This is a genomic window from Streptomyces violens (genome assembly GCF_000717745.1).
GTDB lineage: Bacteria > Actinomycetota > Actinomycetes > Streptomycetales > Streptomycetaceae > Streptomyces > Streptomyces violens.
The window spans coordinates 25656-45155 of sequence record NZ_JOBH01000020.1; the positions used below are offsets into that span (position 1 = coordinate 25656).

Annotated in this window: 18 protein-coding genes; 13 read left to right on the forward strand and 5 right to left on the reverse strand. The window is 71.4% G+C overall.

The features are described 5' to 3' along the window. The first annotated feature begins 1 nt into the window (after position 1). Both IF04_RS0130845 and IF04_RS0130850 read left to right on the forward strand, forming a co-directional pair. Positions 2-283 (forward strand): exodeoxyribonuclease VII small subunit, encoded by a 282-nt coding sequence (locus tag IF04_RS0130845; RefSeq protein WP_030265306.1) that lies wholly within the window; start codon positions 2-4, stop codon positions 281-283. A 194-nt stretch (positions 284-477) separates the two neighbouring features. Continuing rightward, positions 478-1071 (forward strand): malonic semialdehyde reductase, encoded by a 594-nt coding sequence (locus IF04_RS0130850; protein ID WP_030265309.1) that lies wholly within the window; start codon positions 478-480, stop codon positions 1069-1071. Positions 1072-1157: 86 nt separating this feature from the next. On the opposite strand, the gene IF04_RS0130855 is transcribed toward IF04_RS0130850, so the two are convergent. Continuing rightward, positions 1158-1688, reverse strand: coding sequence for a DUF4245 domain-containing protein (locus IF04_RS0130855; RefSeq protein WP_030265312.1), 531 nt, complete (start codon positions 1686-1688; stop codon positions 1158-1160). Positions 1689-1881: 193 nt separating this feature from the next. Between IF04_RS0130855 and glpX the strand changes: the two genes are divergently transcribed. Beyond that, a complete protein-coding gene (gene glpX, locus IF04_RS0130860; RefSeq protein WP_030265316.1) occupies positions 1882-2913 on the forward strand; it encodes a class II fructose-bisphosphatase in 1032 nt (343 codons plus the stop codon). An 82-nt stretch (positions 2914-2995) separates the two neighbouring features. Here glpX and IF04_RS0130865 read toward each other — a convergent pair whose 3' ends face one another. From IF04_RS0130865 to IF04_RS0130875, 3 genes are all read right to left on the reverse strand, one after another. Next, complete coding sequence (locus IF04_RS0130865) at positions 2996-3355, reverse strand: WhiB family transcriptional regulator (protein ID WP_030265320.1); 360 nt, start codon at positions 3353-3355, stop codon at positions 2996-2998. Positions 3356-3567: 212 nt separating this feature from the next. Continuing rightward, positions 3568-4266, reverse strand: a complete 699-nt coding sequence (locus tag IF04_RS0130870; RefSeq protein ID WP_051831708.1) for a DUF1707 SHOCT-like domain-containing protein — start codon at positions 4264-4266, stop codon at positions 3568-3570. A gap of 110 nt (positions 4267-4376) precedes the next feature. Beyond that, positions 4377-6398, reverse strand: coding sequence for a glycoside hydrolase (locus IF04_RS0130875; protein WP_051831709.1), 2022 nt, complete (start codon positions 6396-6398; stop codon positions 4377-4379). 172 nt (positions 6399-6570) lie between these two features. Between IF04_RS0130875 and IF04_RS0130880 the strand changes: the two genes are divergently transcribed. From IF04_RS0130880 to IF04_RS0130905, 6 genes are all read left to right on the forward strand, one after another. After that, complete coding sequence (locus tag IF04_RS0130880) at positions 6571-8244, forward strand: fumarate hydratase (protein WP_030265329.1); 1674 nt, start codon at positions 6571-6573, stop codon at positions 8242-8244. A 92-nt stretch (positions 8245-8336) separates the two neighbouring features. After that, positions 8337-8663 carry a DUF1876 domain-containing protein gene (locus IF04_RS0130885; protein ID WP_051831710.1) on the forward strand — a complete coding sequence of 109 codons (327 nt, stop codon included), beginning with the start codon at positions 8337-8339 and terminating at the stop codon, positions 8661-8663. Positions 8664-8762: 99 nt separating this feature from the next. Continuing rightward, entirely contained in the window at positions 8763-10178 is a 1416-nt protein-coding gene (locus IF04_RS0130890; RefSeq protein WP_051831711.1) for a class II fumarate hydratase, read from the forward strand. Between the two features lie 56 nt (positions 10179-10234). Then, complete coding sequence (gene fomD / locus IF04_RS0130895) at positions 10235-10927, forward strand: cytidylyl-2-hydroxypropylphosphonate hydrolase (RefSeq protein WP_030265338.1); 693 nt, start codon at positions 10235-10237, stop codon at positions 10925-10927. A 289-nt stretch (positions 10928-11216) separates the two neighbouring features. Further along, a complete protein-coding gene (locus tag IF04_RS0130900; RefSeq protein WP_030265341.1) occupies positions 11217-11897 on the forward strand; it encodes a class I SAM-dependent DNA methyltransferase in 681 nt (226 codons plus the stop codon). Between the two features lie 47 nt (positions 11898-11944). Continuing rightward, positions 11945-14377 (forward strand): SpoIIE family protein phosphatase, encoded by a 2433-nt coding sequence (locus tag IF04_RS0130905; RefSeq protein ID WP_030265344.1) that lies wholly within the window; start codon positions 11945-11947, stop codon positions 14375-14377. A gap of 79 nt (positions 14378-14456) precedes the next feature. Here the strand turns inward: IF04_RS0130905 and IF04_RS0130910 are convergent, their stop codons facing one another. Further along, entirely contained in the window at positions 14457-16694 is a 2238-nt protein-coding gene (locus IF04_RS0130910; RefSeq protein WP_051831712.1) for a transglycosylase domain-containing protein, read from the reverse strand. A gap of 255 nt (positions 16695-16949) precedes the next feature. On the opposite strand from IF04_RS0130910, the gene IF04_RS0130915 reads away from it, so the two are divergent. Genes IF04_RS0130915 through IF04_RS0130930 form a run of 4 tightly spaced genes read left to right on the forward strand, consistent with a single transcriptional unit; the run spans position 16950 to position 19428 of the window. Beyond that, on the forward strand, positions 16950-17906 hold the full coding sequence (locus IF04_RS0130915) for an SPFH domain-containing protein (protein ID WP_030265352.1): 957 nt from the start codon (positions 16950-16952) through the stop codon (positions 17904-17906). Next, positions 17903-18166, forward strand: a complete 264-nt coding sequence (locus IF04_RS0130920; protein WP_030265355.1) for a type II toxin-antitoxin system antitoxin — start codon at positions 17903-17905, stop codon at positions 18164-18166. The genes IF04_RS0130915 and IF04_RS0130920 overlap by 4 nt, the downstream gene beginning before the upstream one ends. Before the next feature lie 54 nt (positions 18167-18220). Further along, complete coding sequence (locus IF04_RS0130925; protein WP_030265358.1) at positions 18221-18745, forward strand: PadR family transcriptional regulator; 525 nt, start codon at positions 18221-18223, stop codon at positions 18743-18745. Next, positions 18742-19428, forward strand: a complete 687-nt coding sequence (locus IF04_RS0130930) for an ABC transporter ATP-binding protein (RefSeq protein ID WP_030265360.1) — start codon at positions 18742-18744, stop codon at positions 19426-19428. Before IF04_RS0130925 ends, IF04_RS0130930 begins: the two co-directional genes overlap by 4 nt. The last annotated feature ends 72 nt before the right edge of the window (positions 19429-19500 follow it).

Consider the following 19500-nt stretch of genomic DNA (forward strand, 5'->3'; position numbering starts at 1 on the left):
CATGGCCAAGGCGAAGACGGACACGGGCATGGACACGGACGGCGAAGCCGGTACGGAGGCGGCGGGCGCGCCGGACGTGACGTCCACGCTCGGGTACGAGCAGGCGCGGGACGAGCTGATCGAGGTCGTCCGCAGCCTGGAGGCGGGCGGCACGACGCTGGAGGAGTCGCTCGCGCTGTGGGAGCGCGGCGAGGAGCTGGCGAAGGTGTGCCGGCGCTGGCTGGACGGCGCCCGCGCCCGGCTGGACGCTGCGCTGGCGGAGGAGGAAGAGGCGGAGGAGTAACCGGGCCTCCGCCGGGGCGCGGCCGGGCCCGTCCGAGTACGGCAGGACCCGTCCCACCCACCGCGACCGCCCATGTGAATCCGCTCACAACCCCCGCGTTTTAGTTGAAGGTTAACCTATCGGCGTTAAAGTGGAGGGTGTACGACCGGACCGTTCCCGGCCCGGAACCACCACGAATCACCGAGGTGCCCTCCATGACTCTCGCCCTTGACGCCGCCGCTGCTGACCTCCTCTTCCGCGAGGCCCAGACCGCCAACACGTTCACGGACGAGCCGGTCACCGACGAGCAGGTTCAGGCCATCTACGACCTGGTGAAGTTCGCCCCGACCGCCTTCAACCAGTCGCCGCTGCGCCTGACGCTGGTCCGCTCCGAGGACGCCCGCAAGCGCCTCGTCGAGCACGCCATGGGCGCCAACGGCCCGAAGACGCTGTCGGCCCCGCTGACCGTCATCCTCTCCGTGGACCTGGACTTCCACGAGAAGCTGCCGGAGCTCTTCCCGCACGCCCCCGGCATCAAGGACACGTTCTTCTCCGAGGCCGCCGCGCGCGAGGTCGCCGGTACCCAGAACGCCACCCTGCAGGCCGGTTACTTCATCCTCGGCGTCCGCGCCGCGGGCCTGGCCGCCGGCCCGATGACCGGCTTCGACTTCACCGCCGTCGACAAGGAGTTCTTCGGCGACGGCAAGCAGAAGTCCTTCATGGTGATCAACATCGGCAAGCCGGGCCAGGACGCCTTCTTCCCGCGCTCGCCGCGCCTGTCCTTCGAGGACGCCGCGACCACGGTCTGAGCCCCTCGCGCACGACTCGCGCACGACAAGAGGCCGCCGCACCCGCTCCGGGTGCGGCGGCCTCTTGTTCGTACGTCGTGACGCCGCTACTTCGTCTTGAGCGCGCCCGCCAGCTCCGCGAGCCCGTCGTAGGACGCGGTGCCGGTGACGACCGTGGTGTGGCCGGACTCCTTGCGCACGAGGGCCTTGTACGTGTCGCCCTTGTACTCGTCCCAGCGGGCGCCGTCGACCTGCCGGCTGCCGCCGGCCGGGGTGGCGTTCAGCGTGACCTTCTTGATGTACTCGCGCGCCGGCGCGTCGCTCTGCTCGACCGCCGCGTACTGGTCCTTCGGGCTGAGGAAGCCCAGGTGCCAGGCGCCACCGCGGCCGTCGTCGCTCGCCTCGTACGAGACGGAGGTGGCGCGCCAGCCCTTGGGCAGCCCCTCGGGCGCCGCGACCGGATACGTCGCCGCGCGCCGGGCGGTCGAGAGCTCGACCCGATAGCCGACGGTCTTCACCGCGCTGTTCTGGGCGTCCTTGCTGTCGTCGTGCGGGATGAAGAAGTAAATCGCCGCGACGACCACGCCGATCACCGCCATCGACAGGACCATGTCCCGCACCGTCTGCTTGCCTCGCATACCAGCCACGCCCCCTATGGTCCCCCATGCCGGGAACGGCCCGGACAAGGCCCCCACCCACCGCGCCTCCGCCGTACCCCGGCCGGGAAGCGGCGCTCATCCGTGGACCCCTCTGCTCATTTTCTCGACATAGCGATAAGGTCAAGCGAACCCTCACCTAACCGGCCGTCGCCGTACAGAAAGGTGCGCTCCGATGACCGAGCATCATCTGCCGTCCCAGCTCGAGGTCAGCCCAGAGGCCCCCGATCGCAACCTCGCACTCGAACTGGTCCGGGTCACCGAGGCCGGTGCCATGGCCTCGGGCCGCTGGGTCGGCCGTGGCGACAAGAACGGCGCGGACGGCGCCGCGGTCAAGGCCATGCGTTCCTTGATTCACACCGTCTCCATGAACGGCGTGGTCGTCATCGGCGAAGGCGAGAAGGACCACGCGCCGATGCTGTACAACGGCGAGCGCGTGGGCGACGGGACCGGCCCCGAGTGCGACGTGGCCGTGGACCCCGTGGACGGTACGACGCTGACGGCCAAGGGCATGGCCAACGCCGTCTCCGTCATGGCCGTCGCCGACCGCGGCTCCATGTTCGACCCGTCCGCGGTCTTCTACATGGACAAGCTGGTCACGGGCCCGGACGCGGCCGACTACGTCGACATCAACGCGCCGGTCGGCGTGAACATCCGCCGTATCGCCAAGGCCAAGCGCTCCAGCCCCGAGGACGTCACCGTCGTCGTCCTGGACCGCCCCCGGCACGACGGCATCGTCAAGGAGATCCGCGAGGCGGGCGCCCGCATCCGGTTCATCGCCGACGGCGACGTGGCCGGCGCGATCATGGCCGTACGCGAAGGCACCGGCGTGGACCTGCTGCTGGGCATCGGCGGCACCCCCGAGGGCATCATCACGGCGTGCGCGATCAAGTGCCTGGGCGGCACGATCCAGGCCAAGCTGTGGCCCAAGGACGACGAGGAGCGGCAGCGGGCACTGGACGCGGGGCACGACCTGGACCGCGTACTGCACACCGATGACCTGGTCAGCGGCGAGAACGTGTTCTTCGTCGCCACCGGCATCACCGACGGCGAGCTGCTGCGCGGCGTCCGCTACCGCGCGGAGACCGCCACCACCCAGTCGCTGGTGATGCGCTCCAAGTCCGGCACGATCCGGCAGATCGACTCCGAGCACCGGCTCTCCAAGCTGCGAGCCTACAGCTCGATCGACTTCGAGCGGCCCAGCTGAGGCCCGCCCGGCAGACCGACGGCCCGGTGCCCCGCCGCTCTCGCGGTGGGGCACCGGGCCGTTGCTATGGGTCGTACGGACGTCAGCCCGCGGCCGGCATCCGGGCCGAGCGCTGCAGCTCGGCGTCGCGGCGCCGGCGGCGGGCCAGGACGACGCGGCGCTCGGCGGCGGTCAGGCCGCCCCAGACGCCGTACGGCTCGGGCTGGAGCAGGGCGTGCTCGCGGCACTCGATCATCACTGGGCAGCGGGCACAGACCCGCTTCGCGGCTTCCTCCCTGGCCAGCCGGGCGGCCGTCGGCTCCTTCGACGGCGCGAAAAAGAGTCCCGCCTCGTCCCGTCGGCACACCGCCTCGGAGTGCCAGGGCCCCGCCTCGTCCCTGGCGGGCACTCGCTGGGCGGGCACGACTGCGGCGTCCTGCAGGGGCTGATGCGGTAGCAGCACGGTCTACTCCTGACGACGGCTCGGCGATTTCAGTCACCACTTGCCCGTCTCGCTGCGCACGACGTTTCGCACACCCCGCAGCCGTACGAGAGACGATGCACCAGCCCTACCCGCTGTACGCGGCTCTATGCACACCGTGGCGTACGGGTTGAAAGCAGCGTCGGATGCGGCGCCCCTTACAGCTGTGCATTACATGTGCCCGCGCATCCGGGTTACATGTGCCCGTGCCGCCGCTCCCCGCGGTCCCGCGTCCGGCCGTGCAGCCGGCCGTGCATCCGGTCCTGCAGATCACGTACCCACTTGCCGCGCTTCGGCCTGGCCTCGACGCTGCCGAGCAGCGCGAAGCCGTTCACCGTGATCACCGGCGCCGCCGGGTCGTCCGACTCGTACGTCTCGGCCTCGAAGGAGCCGAGCACGCCGGAGCCGCCGCCGTGCAGCGTCACGTTCTCCGGTACCCGGATCTCCACGCTGCCGAGGACGGAGACGGCGTTGATGTGGAGGTGCTGGTGCGTGAAGAGCGCCTCGGTCAGGTCGATCTCCACGGAGCCGAGGACGGCCACCGCGGAGATCCGCGCGGGCGCCCGCCAGCGGCCCTTGCGGACCGCTGAGCTCAAGAGACCGACGAGGGTGGCGGCCCCGGAGCCGGCGGGCGGCTCCGGGGCGTACGCGGCCGCCGTCCGGTCCGCAACCGCCCGCTCCCGGCCGGCGGGCAGGTCGCCGATCAGCGGCTCCAGCTCGCCCATCGTCTTGGCGCGGTAGACGCCGTCGATGCGCTCGGCGTGCTCCTCGGCGTCCAGCCGGCCCTCCGCCAGGGCCTCGCGCAGGATCGCGGCGATGCGGTCCCGGTCGGCGTCCGACGCCCGGATCGCGGCCTCGGCGAGCGGGGCCTGTACGGGCTTGGTGAGGTCCACGGGTGCGGGGCGCTGTCCCCCGTTGTCAGATGCGTCCACATCCGTAGCGTAGCGAGACGCGATAGATCGCAACTAGGGCGCGCCGTCCCCGATCTCAGGGGGCGCCGGTCTCAGTCCTCCGGGCAGAACCGCTGCGGCCCGTCCAGCCCGCGGCCGGTGGCCTGGACGCAGCCGCCCGGCAGGCCGCGGTACGCCTTGCTGCCGAAGTTGGCGGTGATCTTCAGGCCGCTGCCGCCGCCGAAGGTGGTCCGCTGGACCTGGTGATCGGCGGTGAGCGTACGGAAGTCCGTCATCGCCTCCGTCCCCGCGGCCTTCTGGATGCCCGCGAAGAAGCGCTGCATGGCGGCGATCTCCTTGCCGTGCTCGTCCAGCACCTTGCCGTCGAGCGCCAGGTTGACCGGGGTGTTGTAGAGCATGGCGAGCAGCGCGCGCTCCTTCTTCTGCTCCGGCAGCTTGTAGAGGGAGAGCTCCCAGCGGTCGGTGCTGACCACCGAGTCGTGCAGCACCGTCTCGTACAGCGGCACCCGGTACTGGGGGTCGAACATGGCGCGGGCGACGGACCTGTCCAGCGTCGCGGGCTTGAAGAACATGCCGGGCCGCCCCTTGGGCCAGTAGCCGCCCCAGGTCTTCTTGTCGCGCTCGGCCTTCCACAGGCCGTCGTGGACCGGCGTGCTGGAGCCATGGCTGAAGTCGATCACCTGGTTCGCCCAGGAGCCGGCCGACTCCGAGCCGAGGACGTACGGGCGGCCGCCGGTGAGGGCGCCCCCGGACACCCCGCGCATCCGCTGCAGGCGGTTCTTGCGGTCCTGGCCTTGCGTCATCGGGTGGCCCGGCGTGTGGTCCCGGAAGAGCTCGCCGGTGGCGTCGACGTCGAGGAAGTAGCTGTTCACGCCGTTGGCGGTCATGTCCTTGGCGCGGTCGGCCAGATAGTGGTGCTGCGGCTCGGCGTCCGCGAGCGCCTGCGAGCTGAGGTAGCAGCCGCGGCCGCCGAAGCCGCCCTCCGGCTTGCCGTCCGCGTCGTGCACACAGCCGTCGGGCCACAGCCGGTCCGGCCACTTCGCCACGCTGGTGTCGGCGCTCTTCGGGTCCTGCGCGTTGTCCCAGCTGTCGTACGGGCCGACGAGGTAGCCCGCCTTCTTGGCGGCGGCGACGGCCTCCTTCGACATGGGGTCGCCGTCGGCGTCGTAACCGAGCCACATGCGGGAGATGCCGAGCTTCTTGAGCCGCTCGACGGTCTTCGCGCTGCGGCCGTCGCCCCATACGTAGGCGTGCGGGGCGCCGATCAACTTGGCGACCTCGGGGTTCTTGCGGATCTTCTGCTTCAGGCTGCCGAGCTGCCCCTTGGCGGCGAGGTACCGGCGGTAGTCCTTGGCCGCCGCGACCGGCGAGCCGTCGGTCAGCGAGAAGGCCACCGTGTAGTCGTCCGTACCGTCCGCGCGACTGAAGTCGTGGCTCGCGGCGGTCTGCAGCCGCCCGCCGGTGGAGCGGAACCGCAGCTGGGTGCCGAGGTCGGTGGGTACGAGGGTGCTCACGCCGTGGCCGCCCGCCGTGGTGCCCCAGAAGGGCATCGTCAGGTCCTTGAGGTCGATGCCCTCCTCGCCGGTGAGCCCGCCCTGCGCGGAGTTCCAGAACGGGTCGGCGACGGGGATGCGCAGGCCCTCGCCGCGCGGCAGCTCGATCGCGGCGCCCTTCGCGTCCGTGGTGGAGGCCGCGCCCGCCGACGGCCAGCCCAGGCTGCCGTCCTTCTTCGCGTGCAGGTCGACGACGAGCCGCCCGTCGCGGGCGGCCGCCGAAACGGTGAGCCCGCGGTCGGGGTAGGACCAGCTCGCCGAGGTGGCGCCGTGGCGGGAGACCGGGGTCGGGGTGCCCAGCGACTCCGCTGCCGCCGCGGAGAGCACGGACTCCGTACCGCTCGTCGTACGGGCGGTGATCCGCAGCGTACGGGGGTCGATGTGCGCCTCGCCGCCCTTGATGCGCAGCGCGACCGTGCCCCCGTCGGCACCGGAGTCCGCGGGCCCGGCGTACGCCTGCAGCGCGGTGAACGTGCTCGCGGTCAGCGCGGTACCGGCCAGCGCGGCGAGCGCGGCCCGCCGCTTGCGGGTACCGGTCGCGGCTTTCAGGAAACGTGTCATGCGACGGCACCCTGCACACGACTTCTAAGGGAGTTGTGAGAACGACGACTGAGACGGGGACCGAGACGGCGACTGAGCCTTACCTCACAGCGGCGGCCCGCTCATGGCGTTCTACGCTGTTGAGGCTGCCGTTGATGACAGCGAAGTCACCGTCGAGTGAGGATTGGCCGCAATGCCGGAATTCGCCTATACCGACCTTCTGCCCACGGGCGAGGACAAGACCCCGTACCGCCTGATCACCAAGGAGGGTGTCAGCACCTTCGAGGCGGACGGCCGGACGTTCCTCAAGGTCGAGCCGGAGGCGCTGCGCAAGCTGGCGGAAGCGGCGATCCACGACATCCAGCACTACCTGCGCCCCGAGCACCTCGGCCAGCTCCGCAAGATCATCGACGACCCCGAGGCGTCCGGCAACGACAAGTTCGTCGCCCTGGACCTGCTGAAGAACGCGAACATCGCGGCGGCGGGCGTGCTCCCGATGTGCCAGGACACCGGCACCGCGATCGTCATGGGCAAGCGCGGCCAGAACGTGCTGACCCAGGGCGGCGACGAGGAAGCCCTCTCGCGCGGCATCTACGACGCGTACACCAAGCTCAACCTGCGGTACTCGCAGATGGCCCCGCTGACCATGTGGGACGAGAAGAACACCGGCTCCAACCTGCCGGCGCAGATCGAGCTGTACGCGAACGACGGTGACGCGTACAAGTTCCTCTTCATGGCCAAGGGCGGCGGCTCGGCCAACAAGTCCTTCCTCTTCCAGGAGACCAAGGCGGTCCTCAACGAGGGCTCCATGATGAAGTTCCTGGAGCAGAAGATCCGCTCGCTCGGCACGGCCGCGTGCCCGCCGTACCACCTCGCGATCGTCGTCGGCGGTACGAGCGCCGAGTACGCGCTGAAGACCGCGAAGTACGCCTCCGCGCACTACCTCGACGAGCTGCCCACCGAGGGCTCCCCCACCGGCCACGGCTTCCGTGACACCGAGCTGGAGGAGAAGGTCTTCGAGCTGACGCAGAAGATCGGGATCGGCGCGCAGTTCGGCGGCAAGTACTTCTGCCACGACGTGCGCGTGGTGCGTCTCCCCCGGCACGGCGCTTCCTGCCCGGTCGCCATCGCGGTGTCCTGCTCCGCGGACCGCCAGGCCGTCGCGAAGATCACCGCCGAGGGCGTCTTCCTGGAGCAGCTGGAGACCGACCCGGCGCGCTTCCTCCCCGAGACCACGGACGAGGAGCTGACCGAGGGCGCGGGCCCGGACCTGGACGCCGTCAAGATCGACCTGAACCGTCCGATGGACGAGATGCTGGCCGAGCTGACCAAGCACCCGGTCAAGACCCGCCTCTCGCTCACCGGCACGCTCGTCGTCGCCCGTGACATCGCGCACGCGAAGATCAAGGAGCGCCTCGACGCCGGCGAGGAGATGCCGGAGTACCTGAAGAACCACCCGGTGTACTACGCGGGCCCGGCCAAGACGCCCGAGGGCTACGCCTCCGGTTCGTTCGGCCCGACGACGGCGGGCCGGATGGACGCGTACGTCGAGCAGTTCCAGGCGGCCGGCGGCTCGAAGATCATGCTGGCCAAGGGCAACCGCTCGCAGCAGGTCACCGAGGCCTGCCACGCGCACGGCGGCTTCTACCTGGGCTCCATCGGCGGCCCGGCGGCCCGGCTCGCCCAGGACTGCATCAAGAAGGTCGAGGTCCTGGAGTACGAGGAGCTCGGCATGGAGGCGGTCTGGAGGATCGAGGTCGAGGACTTCCCGGCGTTCATCGTGGTGGACGACAAGGGCAACGACTTCTTCCAGGACCCGGCTCCGGCGCCGACCTTCACCAGCATCCCGGTGCGCCAGGGCGCGTAACGCGGACCGGCCGTACTCCGCGGCTCCCAGATGTGGTGATCAGCGCTCCGGCGGCGCACTCTGAGAAGAGGGACCGCTGGAGGTGAGCCACCATGCAGACACACACGCTGGTCGGCTGGCACGTCGAAATGGAATTCACGGAGGACGGCAACCGCACCAAGGCCGCCGCCCTGCTGCGGCTCGGCGACGGCACGGAATGCCGAGGCCACGGCCGCGCCGACCGCCATCCCACCGACCCGGAACAGCTCCGGGTCGGTGAGGAGATCGCGGGCGCACGGGCGCTCATGGACATCGCCGGACAGCTGATGGACAAGGCGCACACGGAGATCGACGAGGTCGTGGGGCATCCGACGCACCCACTGCGGTGGGCGGCGCTGGACGACTCGCGCGCCGAGGCCCGCCGCTCCCGCGAGTGGTGACGCCACGGAGCGGCGCCGTCGGAAGGTGAAGCGCGCCGCATTCGCCGAATCGGATCAGTACCCGGGAACAGATGTCCGTCCCCGGGTACTGACATAGGCATGAGCGACAACGGCACATCCTTGAGCGCGTCGGGCGACTTCCGGATCGAGCACGACTCCATGGGCGAGGTACGGGTCCCCGCCGACGCCAAGTGGCGCGCGCAAACCCAGCGCGCGGTGGAGAACTTCCCCATCTCGGGACAGCGGCTGGAGCGGGCGCACATCGAGGCGCTGGCCCGGATCAAGGCCGCGGCGGCGAAGGTCAACGCCGAACTGGGCGTGGTGGACGCGGACGTCGCGCGGGCGATCCAGGAGGCCGCGGCGGAGGTCGCCGAGGGCCGCTGGGACGACCACTTCCCCGTCGACGTCTTCCAGACCGGCTCCGGCACGTCCTCCAACATGAACACCAACGAGGTACTGGCCACCCTCGCGACCGAGCGGCTGGGCCGGGACGTGCACCCCAACGACCACGTCAACGCCAGCCAGTCCTCCAACGACGTCTTCCCTTCCTCTATCCACATCGCGGCCACCGCGGCCGTTACCGCGGACCTGATGCCCGCGCTGGAGCATCTGGCGGCCGCGCTGGAGCGCAAGGCCGAGGAGTTCAAGGAGGTCGTGAAGTCGGGGCGGACGCATCTGATGGACGCCACGCCCGTGACGCTGGGCCAGGAGTTCGGCGGGTACGCGGCTCAGGTCCGGTACGGCGTGGAGCGGCTGACCGCCTCGCTGCCCCGGCTCGCCGAACTGCCCCTGGGCGGCACGGCGGTGGGCACCGGCATCAACACCCCGCCCGGCTTCGCCGCCGCGGTGATCGCGGAGGTGGCGCGGACCACCGGGCTGCCGCTGACCGAGGCCCGCAATCACTTCGAGGCGCAGGGCGCGCGGGACGGCATCGTGGAGACCAGCGGCCAGCTGCGCACCATCGCGACCGGCCTCACGAAGATCGCCAACGACCTGCGCTGGATGGCGTCCGGGCCGCGTACCGGACTCGCCGAGATCACGCTGCCGGACCTCCAGCCCGGCTCGTCGATCATGCCGGGGAAGGTCAATCCAGTCATTCCCGAGGCGGTCCTGATGGTGGCCGCACAGGTGACGGGGAACGACGCGACGGTCGCCGCGGCGGGCGCGGCGGGCAACTTCGAGCTGAACGTGATGCTGCCGGTGATCGCCAAGAACGTCCTGGAGTCGGTGCGACTTCTGGCCAATGTCGCGCGGCTGCTGGCGGACCGTACGGTCGACGGGATCACCGCCAACGTCGAACGGGCCCGGGAATACGCCGAGTCCTCCCCTTCCGTGGTCACGCCGCTCAACAAGTACATCGGGTACGAGGAAGCGGCGAAGGTGGCCAAGAAGTCGCTGGCCGAGCGGAAGACCATCCGCGAGGTGGTGATCGAGTCCGGATACGTCGAACGCGGTGCGCTGACCGAGGCCCAACTGGACGAGGCACTGGACGTGCTGCGCATGACGCATCCGTGACGTTCGCTGCGGCCCATGTCACGGCGGTGCGCCGGTTCCCCGCCTAAGATCTGCGCATGACAGCGGATACGGTGGAGACCAGGGACGGCCATACGTCCGGTACCGCGCGCTGGGCGCCGGGCGAACACATCCTGTGGCGCTATCGCGGCAACGCCACCGACCGCTTCCACATCTGCCGGCCCGTCACCGTCGTCCAGGACACCGACGAGCTGCTCGCCGTCTGGCTGGCGCCGGGCACCAACTGCGTGAAGCCCGTGCTCGCGGACGGCACGCTCGTCCACCGCGAGCCGCTGGCCAGCCGGTACACCAAGCCGCGGCGCGTGGTGCGGGACCGCTGGTTCGGCACCGGCGTGCTCAAGCTCGCCCGGCCCGGGGAGCCGTGGTCGGTGTGGCTCTTCTGGGAGCGCGGCTGGCGGTTCAAGAACTGGTACGTGAACTTGGAGGAGCCGCGCCGCCGCTGGTCCGGCGGCGTGGACTCCGAGGACCACTTCCTGGACATCGCGGTCTACCCGGACCGGCACTGGGAGTGGCGGGACGAGGACGAGTTCGCGCAGGCGCAGGCCGACGGGCTGATGCCGGCCGCGCAGGCCGAGGAGGTACGGGCCGCGGGCAGGGCCGCGGTCGAGCGGATCACCGCGTGGGACGCGCCGTTCACGGACGGCTGGGAGCACTGGCGGCCCGATCCGCAGTGGGGCCTGCCGGTGCTGCCGGACGACTGGGACCGGGCGCGGGACCCCTCCCCCTCATGACGCCACCGCGTGACCGCCCGTGTGACCGGCCGCCAAAAAGCGGCCGCTTGTGCGAAATCCGCACCCGCAAGAGTGGTGAGTCCGGCCCCGGAGGCGACAGAACCGCCCGAAATGCAGCGACTTCTGGGAACATGCGTTCCCATTGAAACGATGCTCAGGGGCGAGCCCCCTTGCTGCACACCACTGGTTCAAACGTAGGATCGTCCTCCGCAAGAGGGCGCAAGAAGGCACAGACGCAACTCCAGAACTGGAAACCGAACTTGACCGCGGTCGCAGGAGGGGCGGGGTCGTGAGCGACAGCTACGACGGGTACGAGGGCCTGAACCGGTTAGCACTGGACCGGGCCGGGCAGGCCGAGGCGTTCAACGCGATCGCCGGGGCCTACGACAGCGCGTTCCCCCACAAGGAGGGACAGCGCGCCGCCGGTGCCTGGCTCGCGGCTTCGCTGCCGGACGGCTCCCGTGTACTGGACGTCGGCTGCGGTACGGGCCTGCCCACCGCCGCTCAGCTGTTCGGCGCCGGCCACCGGGTCGTGGGCGTCGACCTCTCCGCCACCATGGTCAAGGCGGCGCGGGAGAACGTTCCGTCCGCCGAGTTCCACCACCTCGACCTCGCGGACCTGCGGGACGGCCGGCTCGGCGGTCCCGGTTCCTTCGACGGTGCCGCCGCCTTCTTCTCCCTGCTGATGCTGCCGCGCGCGGAAATCCCGTACGCGCTGCGGATGCTGCACTGCCTGCTGCGGCCGGACGGGCTGCTCGCCCTGTCGATGGTCGAGTCCGACGTGGACGACTACCCGATTCCGTTCCTGGGCCACACGATCCGGGTATCGGGTTACCTGCGGGACGACTTGCGCCATGTCGTGCGCGACGCGGGTTTCGAAGTCACCGGGGAGGACTCGTATGCGTATGCCCCGGCCAGTACGGACGTGCCACCCGAAATCCAGCTCTTCCTGCACCTGCGACGCGCTTGAGACGCAGCGCGCCAGGCGCGCAGCCCCGGACGGATGGAATCCCACGCGTGACGGAGCACCCCACCTCCCACGAGCCGCGACCGGCACCCTTGCCGGCCGCGCCCCCGGCCATGCCGCCGCGGGGGCTGCCGGAGACGACGGCGCACGGCGCCGCCGATCCGCGCGACGCCCTGCGACGGCCCGTCGGCCCCGCCCCCGCCGATCTCCCCGGCTCCGCCCTGCCCGGTTCCGGCCTGCCCGGCTCCGCGGCATCAGGACCGCCGGGGCGCCCCTCCGGTGGTCCCGGTGAACTGCCCGCGCCCCCGGGGCGCAGCGGGAGGAAGCGCCGGCGGCCCCGGGACCGGCGGATCGCCGACGCCGCCAACCGCAATGCCGCGCAGGGCGCCGGCGGCCACACCCAGGCCGGCGGCCCGGGCGGCGACGCCGCCGGCGGCCCCACCGGCGTCTCCGACAACGGCACGGCGCACGGCGCGGCCGGCCGGGCCCGGTCCCGTGCCGAGGAGCCGGACGACGGGCCCGGCCCGCACGAGGGCGGCGGCACGAGCGGCATCGGACGGCCGCGGGACGGCGAAGGCCGCGCCCGGCAGCGGCCCCAGGAGCCCGCGGTACCGCCTCCGGCGCCGCGCCGCGGCCGCGGCCAGGGCGGCGGCAACAGCCGGCGCCAGGCCCCGGAGCCGGCGCGCCCGGAGGCGCCGCCGGCCCGTTCGGCACATCCGGCCGAGGGGGGTGAGCCGATGCCGGCCCGGCAGCCCGGCGGCGACCGGCTGCGCTTCGTGGGCGCGGCCACCCGGCGGATCGCGCGCGGCATCGACCTGGACGAGATCGTGCTGGGTCTGTGCCGGGCGACGGTCCCGACGTTCGCCGACGCGATCCTGGTGTACCTGCGCGACCCGCTGCCCGTGGGCGACGAGCGGCCGGCCGGCCCCGTCGTGCTGCGGCTGCGGCGCACCGACCGGATCCCCGAGGAGGCCGACACCAACGGCGGCCGGCTGCCCACCCTGCCCGCACAGCCCGATCTGGGCCCGGCGATGGGCGGGATGGCGGCCGAGCTCGCCGAGGTCGTGCCCGGCGGGCCGCTGGCCGAGGTGCTGCGCGGGGTGCGTCCGCTCTTCGGCGAGGCACAGGCCGCGCAGGCGGCACTGCCCGAACTGCTCGGCACCGGCACGCGGATGCCGCAGGGCCAGCGCGTCATCCTGGCGCCGCTGCGCGGCCGCCGCCGGGTGATCGGCGCCGCGGTCTTCCTGCGCCGCCCGGACCGCCCGGCGTTCGAGCCGGACGACCTGCTGGTGGCGGCCCAGTTGGCGACCCACACGGCGCTCGGCGTGGACAAGGCGGTGCTGTACGGGCGCGAGGCGTACATCGCCGACGCGCTGCAGCGCACGATGCTGCCCGACTCCCTCCCGCAGCCCACGGGCGTGCGCCTCGCCAGCCGGTACCTCCCGGCCGCCGAGACCGCGCGGGTCGGCGGCGACTGGTACGACGCGATCCCGCTGCCGGGGTCCCGAGTGGCCCTGGTCGTCGGCGATGTGATGGGTCATTCGATGACCTCGGCGGCGATCATGGGGCAGCTGCGCACGACCGCGCAGACCCTCGCCGGGCTCGACCTGCCGCCGCAGGAGGTCCTGCACCACCTCGACGAGCAGGCGCAGCGGCTCGGCACGGACCGGATGGCGACCTGCCTGTACGCGGTCTACGACCCGGTCGCGCACCGCATCATCGTCGCCAACGCCGGTCATCCGCCGCCGGTCATGCTGCACCGCGGCGGCCGCGCCGAGGTCCTGCGCGTGCCGCCCGGCGCCCCGATCGGCGTCGGCGGCGTGGACTTCGAGGCGGTCGAGCTGGACGCGCCCGCCGGCGCGACGCTGGTCCTGTACACCGACGGCCTGGTGGAGTCCCGGATACGGGACGTGTGGACCGGCATAGAGCAGCTCCGCGAGCGGCTGACGGAGACGGCCCGGCTGACCGGTCCGAACCCGCCGCCGCTGGAGCCGCTCTGCGACGAGGTGCTGGACATGCTCGGCCCGGGCGACCGGGACGACGACATCGCGCTGCTCGCGGCCCGCTTCGACGGGATCGCGCCGAGCGACGTGGCGTACTGGTACCTCGACCCGAAGGCGCAGACCGCCGGACAGGCCCGCCGCCTCGCCCGCAGGGCGCTGCAGCGCTGGGACCTGGAAGAGCTGACGGACCAGGTCGAGCTGCTGGTCAGCGAGGTCGTCACCAACGCCGTGCGGTACGCGGAGCGGCCGATCACGCTGCGGCTGCTGCGCACGGACGTACTGCGCTGCGAGGTCGGCGACGACGTGCCGCAGCTGCCGCGGCTGCGCCAGGCCCGCCCGTCGGACGAGGGCGGCCGGGGCCTGTACCTGGTCAACCGCCTCGCGCGGCGCTGGGGCGCGACCCGGCTGAGCACCGGCAAGGTCGTGTGGTTCGAGATCTCGATGCCGCCGGTCGCACGGCGGCTGCCGGGCCGGGAGTAGCCAGGAGCAGACAGTAGGGAAACACGCGGCGGGCCCGGGGCTTCTCGCCCCGGGCCCGCCGTCGTTCACTCGTGCGCGCTCACTCGCCGAGCATCGGGCGCCTGCCCTGCCCGGTCTCCTTCTCCTCCTCGTCCCCGCCGTCCGGCAGCGGGATTTCCGAGGACTCGCTCGGCGACGGGGAGGCCGACTCCTCGGGCGGCTCGCTGGTCTCCGACTCGCTGGGCGAGGGGGACGGCGAGGGCGAGGCGGACTCGGAGCTCTCCGACGGGCTCGGCGACGGGGACTCCGACTCCTCGGTCGGGGTCGGCGTCGGGGTGGGGGTCGGCGCGACCCCGGCACCGAGGTCGGTGTCCAGGTCGAAGCGGGCCGACAGCTCGCCGCCCAGGGCGTTCTGGGTGTAGGCGGCCCAGATCTCCGCGGGGTAGCCACCGCCGTTGACCCGGCCGCCGCCGCCCGCGCCCTTGAGCGTGACCTGCGGGTGCGGCGGGTCCGCGTCCTCGCCGAACAGGCCGACGGCGGTGACCAGCCGGGGCGTGTAACCCACGAACCAGGCGGACTTGTTGTCGTCCGAGGTACCGGTCTTGCCGGCGATGTCGTAGTCGGTGTTGCGGACGGCGGTGCCCGTACCGTCCTGGACCACGCCGGTCAGTACGGAGGTCACGGTGTCCGCGGTCGTACGGCTGAGGACCTGCCCGCCGATCGGCTCCGGCAGGTCGACGGGCGCCTCCTCGCCGCGCTGCGCGGAGGTCACGAGCTGGGGGGTGACCTTCTTGCCGTGGTTGTCGAGGGTGGCGTAGACGCCGGCCATCTGGAGCGGGCTGGCGCCCATCGAGCCGAGCGTCATGGCCGGGCGCGCGGACATCTTCTCCGCGTCCATGCCGAGCTGCCCGGCGGTCCGCCGCACCTCCTCCAGCCCCACGTCCACGCCCATCTGCGCGAAGACGGAGTTGACGGAGTTGTTCATGGCCGTCTGGACGCTGATCGGGCCGTAGTCCTTCTCGTCCTCGTTGGGCGGCGCGAAGCCGATGGCGCTGCCCTTCACGGGGCGGCGGCTGGTGCCGTCGTAGACGGTGTCCGGGGTGATCGGGGTGCCGTCCTGGGTGGTGGAGTTCTTCTCCAGGGCGGTGGCGAGGATCAGCGGCTTGAAGGTGGAGGCGGGCTGGTAGTCCTCGCGGGTGGCGTTGTTGAGGTAGTGCTCCAGATAGCTCTTGCCGCCGTACAGCGCCACGACGTGCCCGGTCTCGGGGTCGACGGAGACCGCACCGGCCTGGGCGTCGGCGTCCACGTCACGGGTCTTGGGGTCGAGCTTGCTGGTCAGCTTCTCCTGGACGGCCGACTCCAGCGCGCTCTGCCGCTTCTTCTCGATGCCGAGCTCGATCGTCCAGCCGCCGCGTGCGAGGTCGTCCTCGGTGACGCCCTGCTTCTGCAGCTCCGCGTCGGCGAGCTTGACCAGATAGCCCTTCTGGCCCTTCAGGCCGGAGCTGGGCTTGGGCTTCTCCGGCACCGGGAACTTCAGGCCCTGCCGCTTCCCCGCGTCCAGCCACTTCATCTCGACCATGTTGTCGAGGGTGTAGTTCCAGCGCTCCTGGACCCGCTTCTTGCCGGCGTCGCTGGCGATGGCCCAGTCGTACTGGCTGGGCGCCTGGAGCAGCGAAGCGAGGTAGGCGCCCTGCTCGACAGTCAGGTCCCGGGTGTGCACGCCGTAGTACGCCTGCGCCGCGGCCTCGATGCCGTACGCGCCGCGGCCGTAGTAACTGGTGTTGATGTAGCCGGCCAGGATCTCGTTCTTGCCGAGCTTCTGGTCGACCTTCAGGGAGATCACGATCTCCTTGAGCTTGCGGCTGACCGTCTGTTCCTGCGTCAGGTAGTAGTTCTTCACAAACTGCTGGGTGATCGTCGAGCCGCCCTGCTTGCCCTGGCCGCGCAGGGTGTTGAGGATGCCGCGGGTGGTGCCCTTCAGGTCGACGCCGGAGTCCTGGTAGAACGTCTTGTTCTCGGCGGCGACGAAGGTGTGCTGGACGTCCTTGGGGATGTCGCTGATCGGCACGCTCTCGCGGTTGAAGCCCGTGCGGGCCAGCACGGAGCCGTCGGCGTACTTGTAGACGTTGCTCTGCGCGGTGGCCTGGCCGTTGGCGGAGGCCGGCACGTCGACGACGAGGTACAGGCCGATGAAGCCGAGGATGCCCAGCAGGCAGACGGTGAAGAACGCGCCGAGCAGCTTCTTGAAGGTGAAGAGGCGGACTGTGCCGCCGCCTCTTTTGCGTTTCGCCCGGCGGCTGCCCCTCTTCTGTGCCCGTCTCGCTTCGGCTCGTCCCATCGCTCGTGTCACTCCAGTCGTTCCGCCCCCAAATAACCCAGCCTCCGAAGCTAACCCCCCGGTGTCATCACATAGGCATCGATCAAGCCTTTTCCGGACGTGACAATCAGCACCTCGTTCCTGTGCAACCGTTCGAGGATTTCCGCATCCGCCCTTGCGCCGCCTCCTTCGTTCGACTTAAATAGCTATCACTTTGCTAGACCAGCGTAAGCACGCAAAGTACGGCCCGACCGCCGTACGGAACGGGGGAACCCCATGACCGACCACGCACCCACTCCGCCCGCCACCACCGAGCCCGACACCCCGACGCTGCCCGCACCGCAGGTCAGAGAGGTGACCGCGCACAGCATCCCGGGCGGTCTCGGCCTGCTGCTGACCGTGCTCGGCGTCTTCGCCGGCATCGCGCTGGCGATCCTCGGCGCCGCGTCCGCCTCGGACGGCAACAAGGCGCTGGGCGGCACGATGATCGGCGTCGGCATCCTGCTGCTGCTCGTCTCCCTCTTCTGCATGGGCGGCGTGAAGATGGTCGCGCCCGGTGAGGCCCGGGTCATCCAGCTCTTCGGCCGGTACGTCGGCACGATCCGCACCGACGGCCTGCGCTGGATCAACCCGCTCACCAGCGCCACCAAGATCTCCACCCGGGTCCGCAACCACGAGACCGCGGTCCTGAAGGTCAACGACGCCTACGGCAACCCCATCGAGCTGGCCTCGATCGTGGTCTGGAAGGTCGAGGACACCGCGCAGGCGCTGTTCGAGGTGGACGACTTCCTGGAGTTCGTCGCCACCCAGACCGAGGCAGCCGTCCGGCACATCGCGATCGAGTACCCCTACGACGCGCACGACGAGAACGCCCTCTCGCTGCGCGGCAACGCCGAGGAGATCACCGAGAAGCTCGCCGCCGAGCTGACCGCGCGGGTCGAGGCGGCCGGCGTCCGGATCATCGAGGCGCGCTTCAGCCACCTGGCGTACGCCCCCGAGATCGCCTCCGCGATGCTCCAGCGCCAGCAGGCCGGCGCGGTCGTCGCGGCCCGCCAGCAGATCGTCGAGGGCGCGGTCGGCATGGTCGAGTCGGCCCTGGACCGGATCAGCGAGCAGGGCATCGTCGAGCTGGACGAGGAGCGGAAGGCGGCCATGGTCTCGAACCTCATGGTGGTGCTGTGCGGTGACCGCGCCGCGCAGCCCGTCCTGAACACGGGCTCGCTCTACCAGTGAGCCCCCAGAGCGAGGAGCCCGGGACGCCGGGCCGGCGGCCGCAGCAGCGCAAGCAGATGCTGCTGCGGCTCGACCCGTCGGTGCACGACGCGCTGGTGCGCTGGGCCGGTGACGAACTGCGCAGCGCCAACGCGCAGATCGAGTTCCTGCTCCGCCGCGCGCTGGCGGAGGCGGGGCGGCTGCCCAAGGATGCCGGGGCGATGCGGCGCCGGGGGCGCCCGCCCAAGACCGACGGGCCGCCGCCCCCGGAAGACGAGTGACACCTATTCACCCGGCGTATACATGGCGTGGATAGCCCACGTAAGCTGGTCGCCATGTCTATCGGTCATACCCTGCTGGGCCTGCTGGAGTCCGGACCCCGCCACGGCTACGACCTCAAGCGGGCCTTCGACGAGCACTTCGGGCAGGACCGCCCGCTGCACTACGGCCAGGTCTACTCGACCATGTCCAGGCTCCTGAAGAACGGCCTGGTCGAGGTGGACGGCATCGAGGCCGGCGCCGGGCCCGAGCGCAAGCGGTACGCGATCACCGACGCGGGCGTGACCGATGTGGCGCAGTGGCTGCAGCGCCCGGAGAAGCCCGAGCCGTATCTGCACTCCACGCTCTACACCAAGGTGGTGCTCGCCCTGATGACCGGCCGGGACGCCGCCGAACTGCTGGACACCCAGCGCGCCGAACACCTCCGGCTGATGCGCGGGCTGACCGAGCGCAAGCGCCAGGGCGACCTCGCCGACCAGCTGATCTGCGACCACGCCCTGTTCCACCTCGAAGCGGACCTGCGCTGGCTGGAACTGACCGCCGCGCGCCTCGACAAGCTCGCCCGGGCGGTACGCGGATGACGCCGGACGGCTCGATACTCGCCGGCGAGGGGCTGTACAAGACGTACGGGCACACGTCCGCACTGGACGGCGCGGACTTCTCGGTGCACCCCGGTGAAGTCGTCGCCGTCATGGGCCCCTCCGGCTCCGGCAAGTCCACCCTGCTGCACTGCCTCGCGGGCATCGTCCGCCCCGACTCCGGCAGCGTCCGTTACGACGGCCGGGAGCTGACCACCCTGCCGGACGCGGAGCGCAGCGCCCTGCGGCGTACGGACTTCGGCTTCGTCTTCCAATTCGGCCAGCTCGTCCCCGAGTTGACCTGCCTGGAGAACGTCGCCCTGCCGCTGCGGCTCAACGGCACGAAGCGGAAGGCCGCCGAGGCGACCGCCCGCGAATGGCTCGCCCGCCTGGAGGTCGACGACATCCACGGCAAGCGTCCCGGCGAGGTCTCCGGCGGCCAGGGCCAGCGCGTGGCCGTCGCCCGCGCCCTCGCCGGCCGCCCGCGCGTCCTGTTCGCCGACGAACCGACCGGCGCCCTGGACTCCCTCAACGGCGAACGCGTCCTGACCCTGCTGACCGACGCCGCGCGCGACACCCGCGCCGCCGTCGTCCTGGTCACCCACGAACCCCGCGTCGCCGCCTACTCCGACCGCGAGATCACCGTCCGCGACGGACGGGTCAGGGAATCCCTGGCGGGCCTGTGACGACCCTGCTCGGCACCCGCCCCACCGGCTCCCGGTCCGGCCGCCCGCCGCACGGCCCGCCCGGCGGCCCCG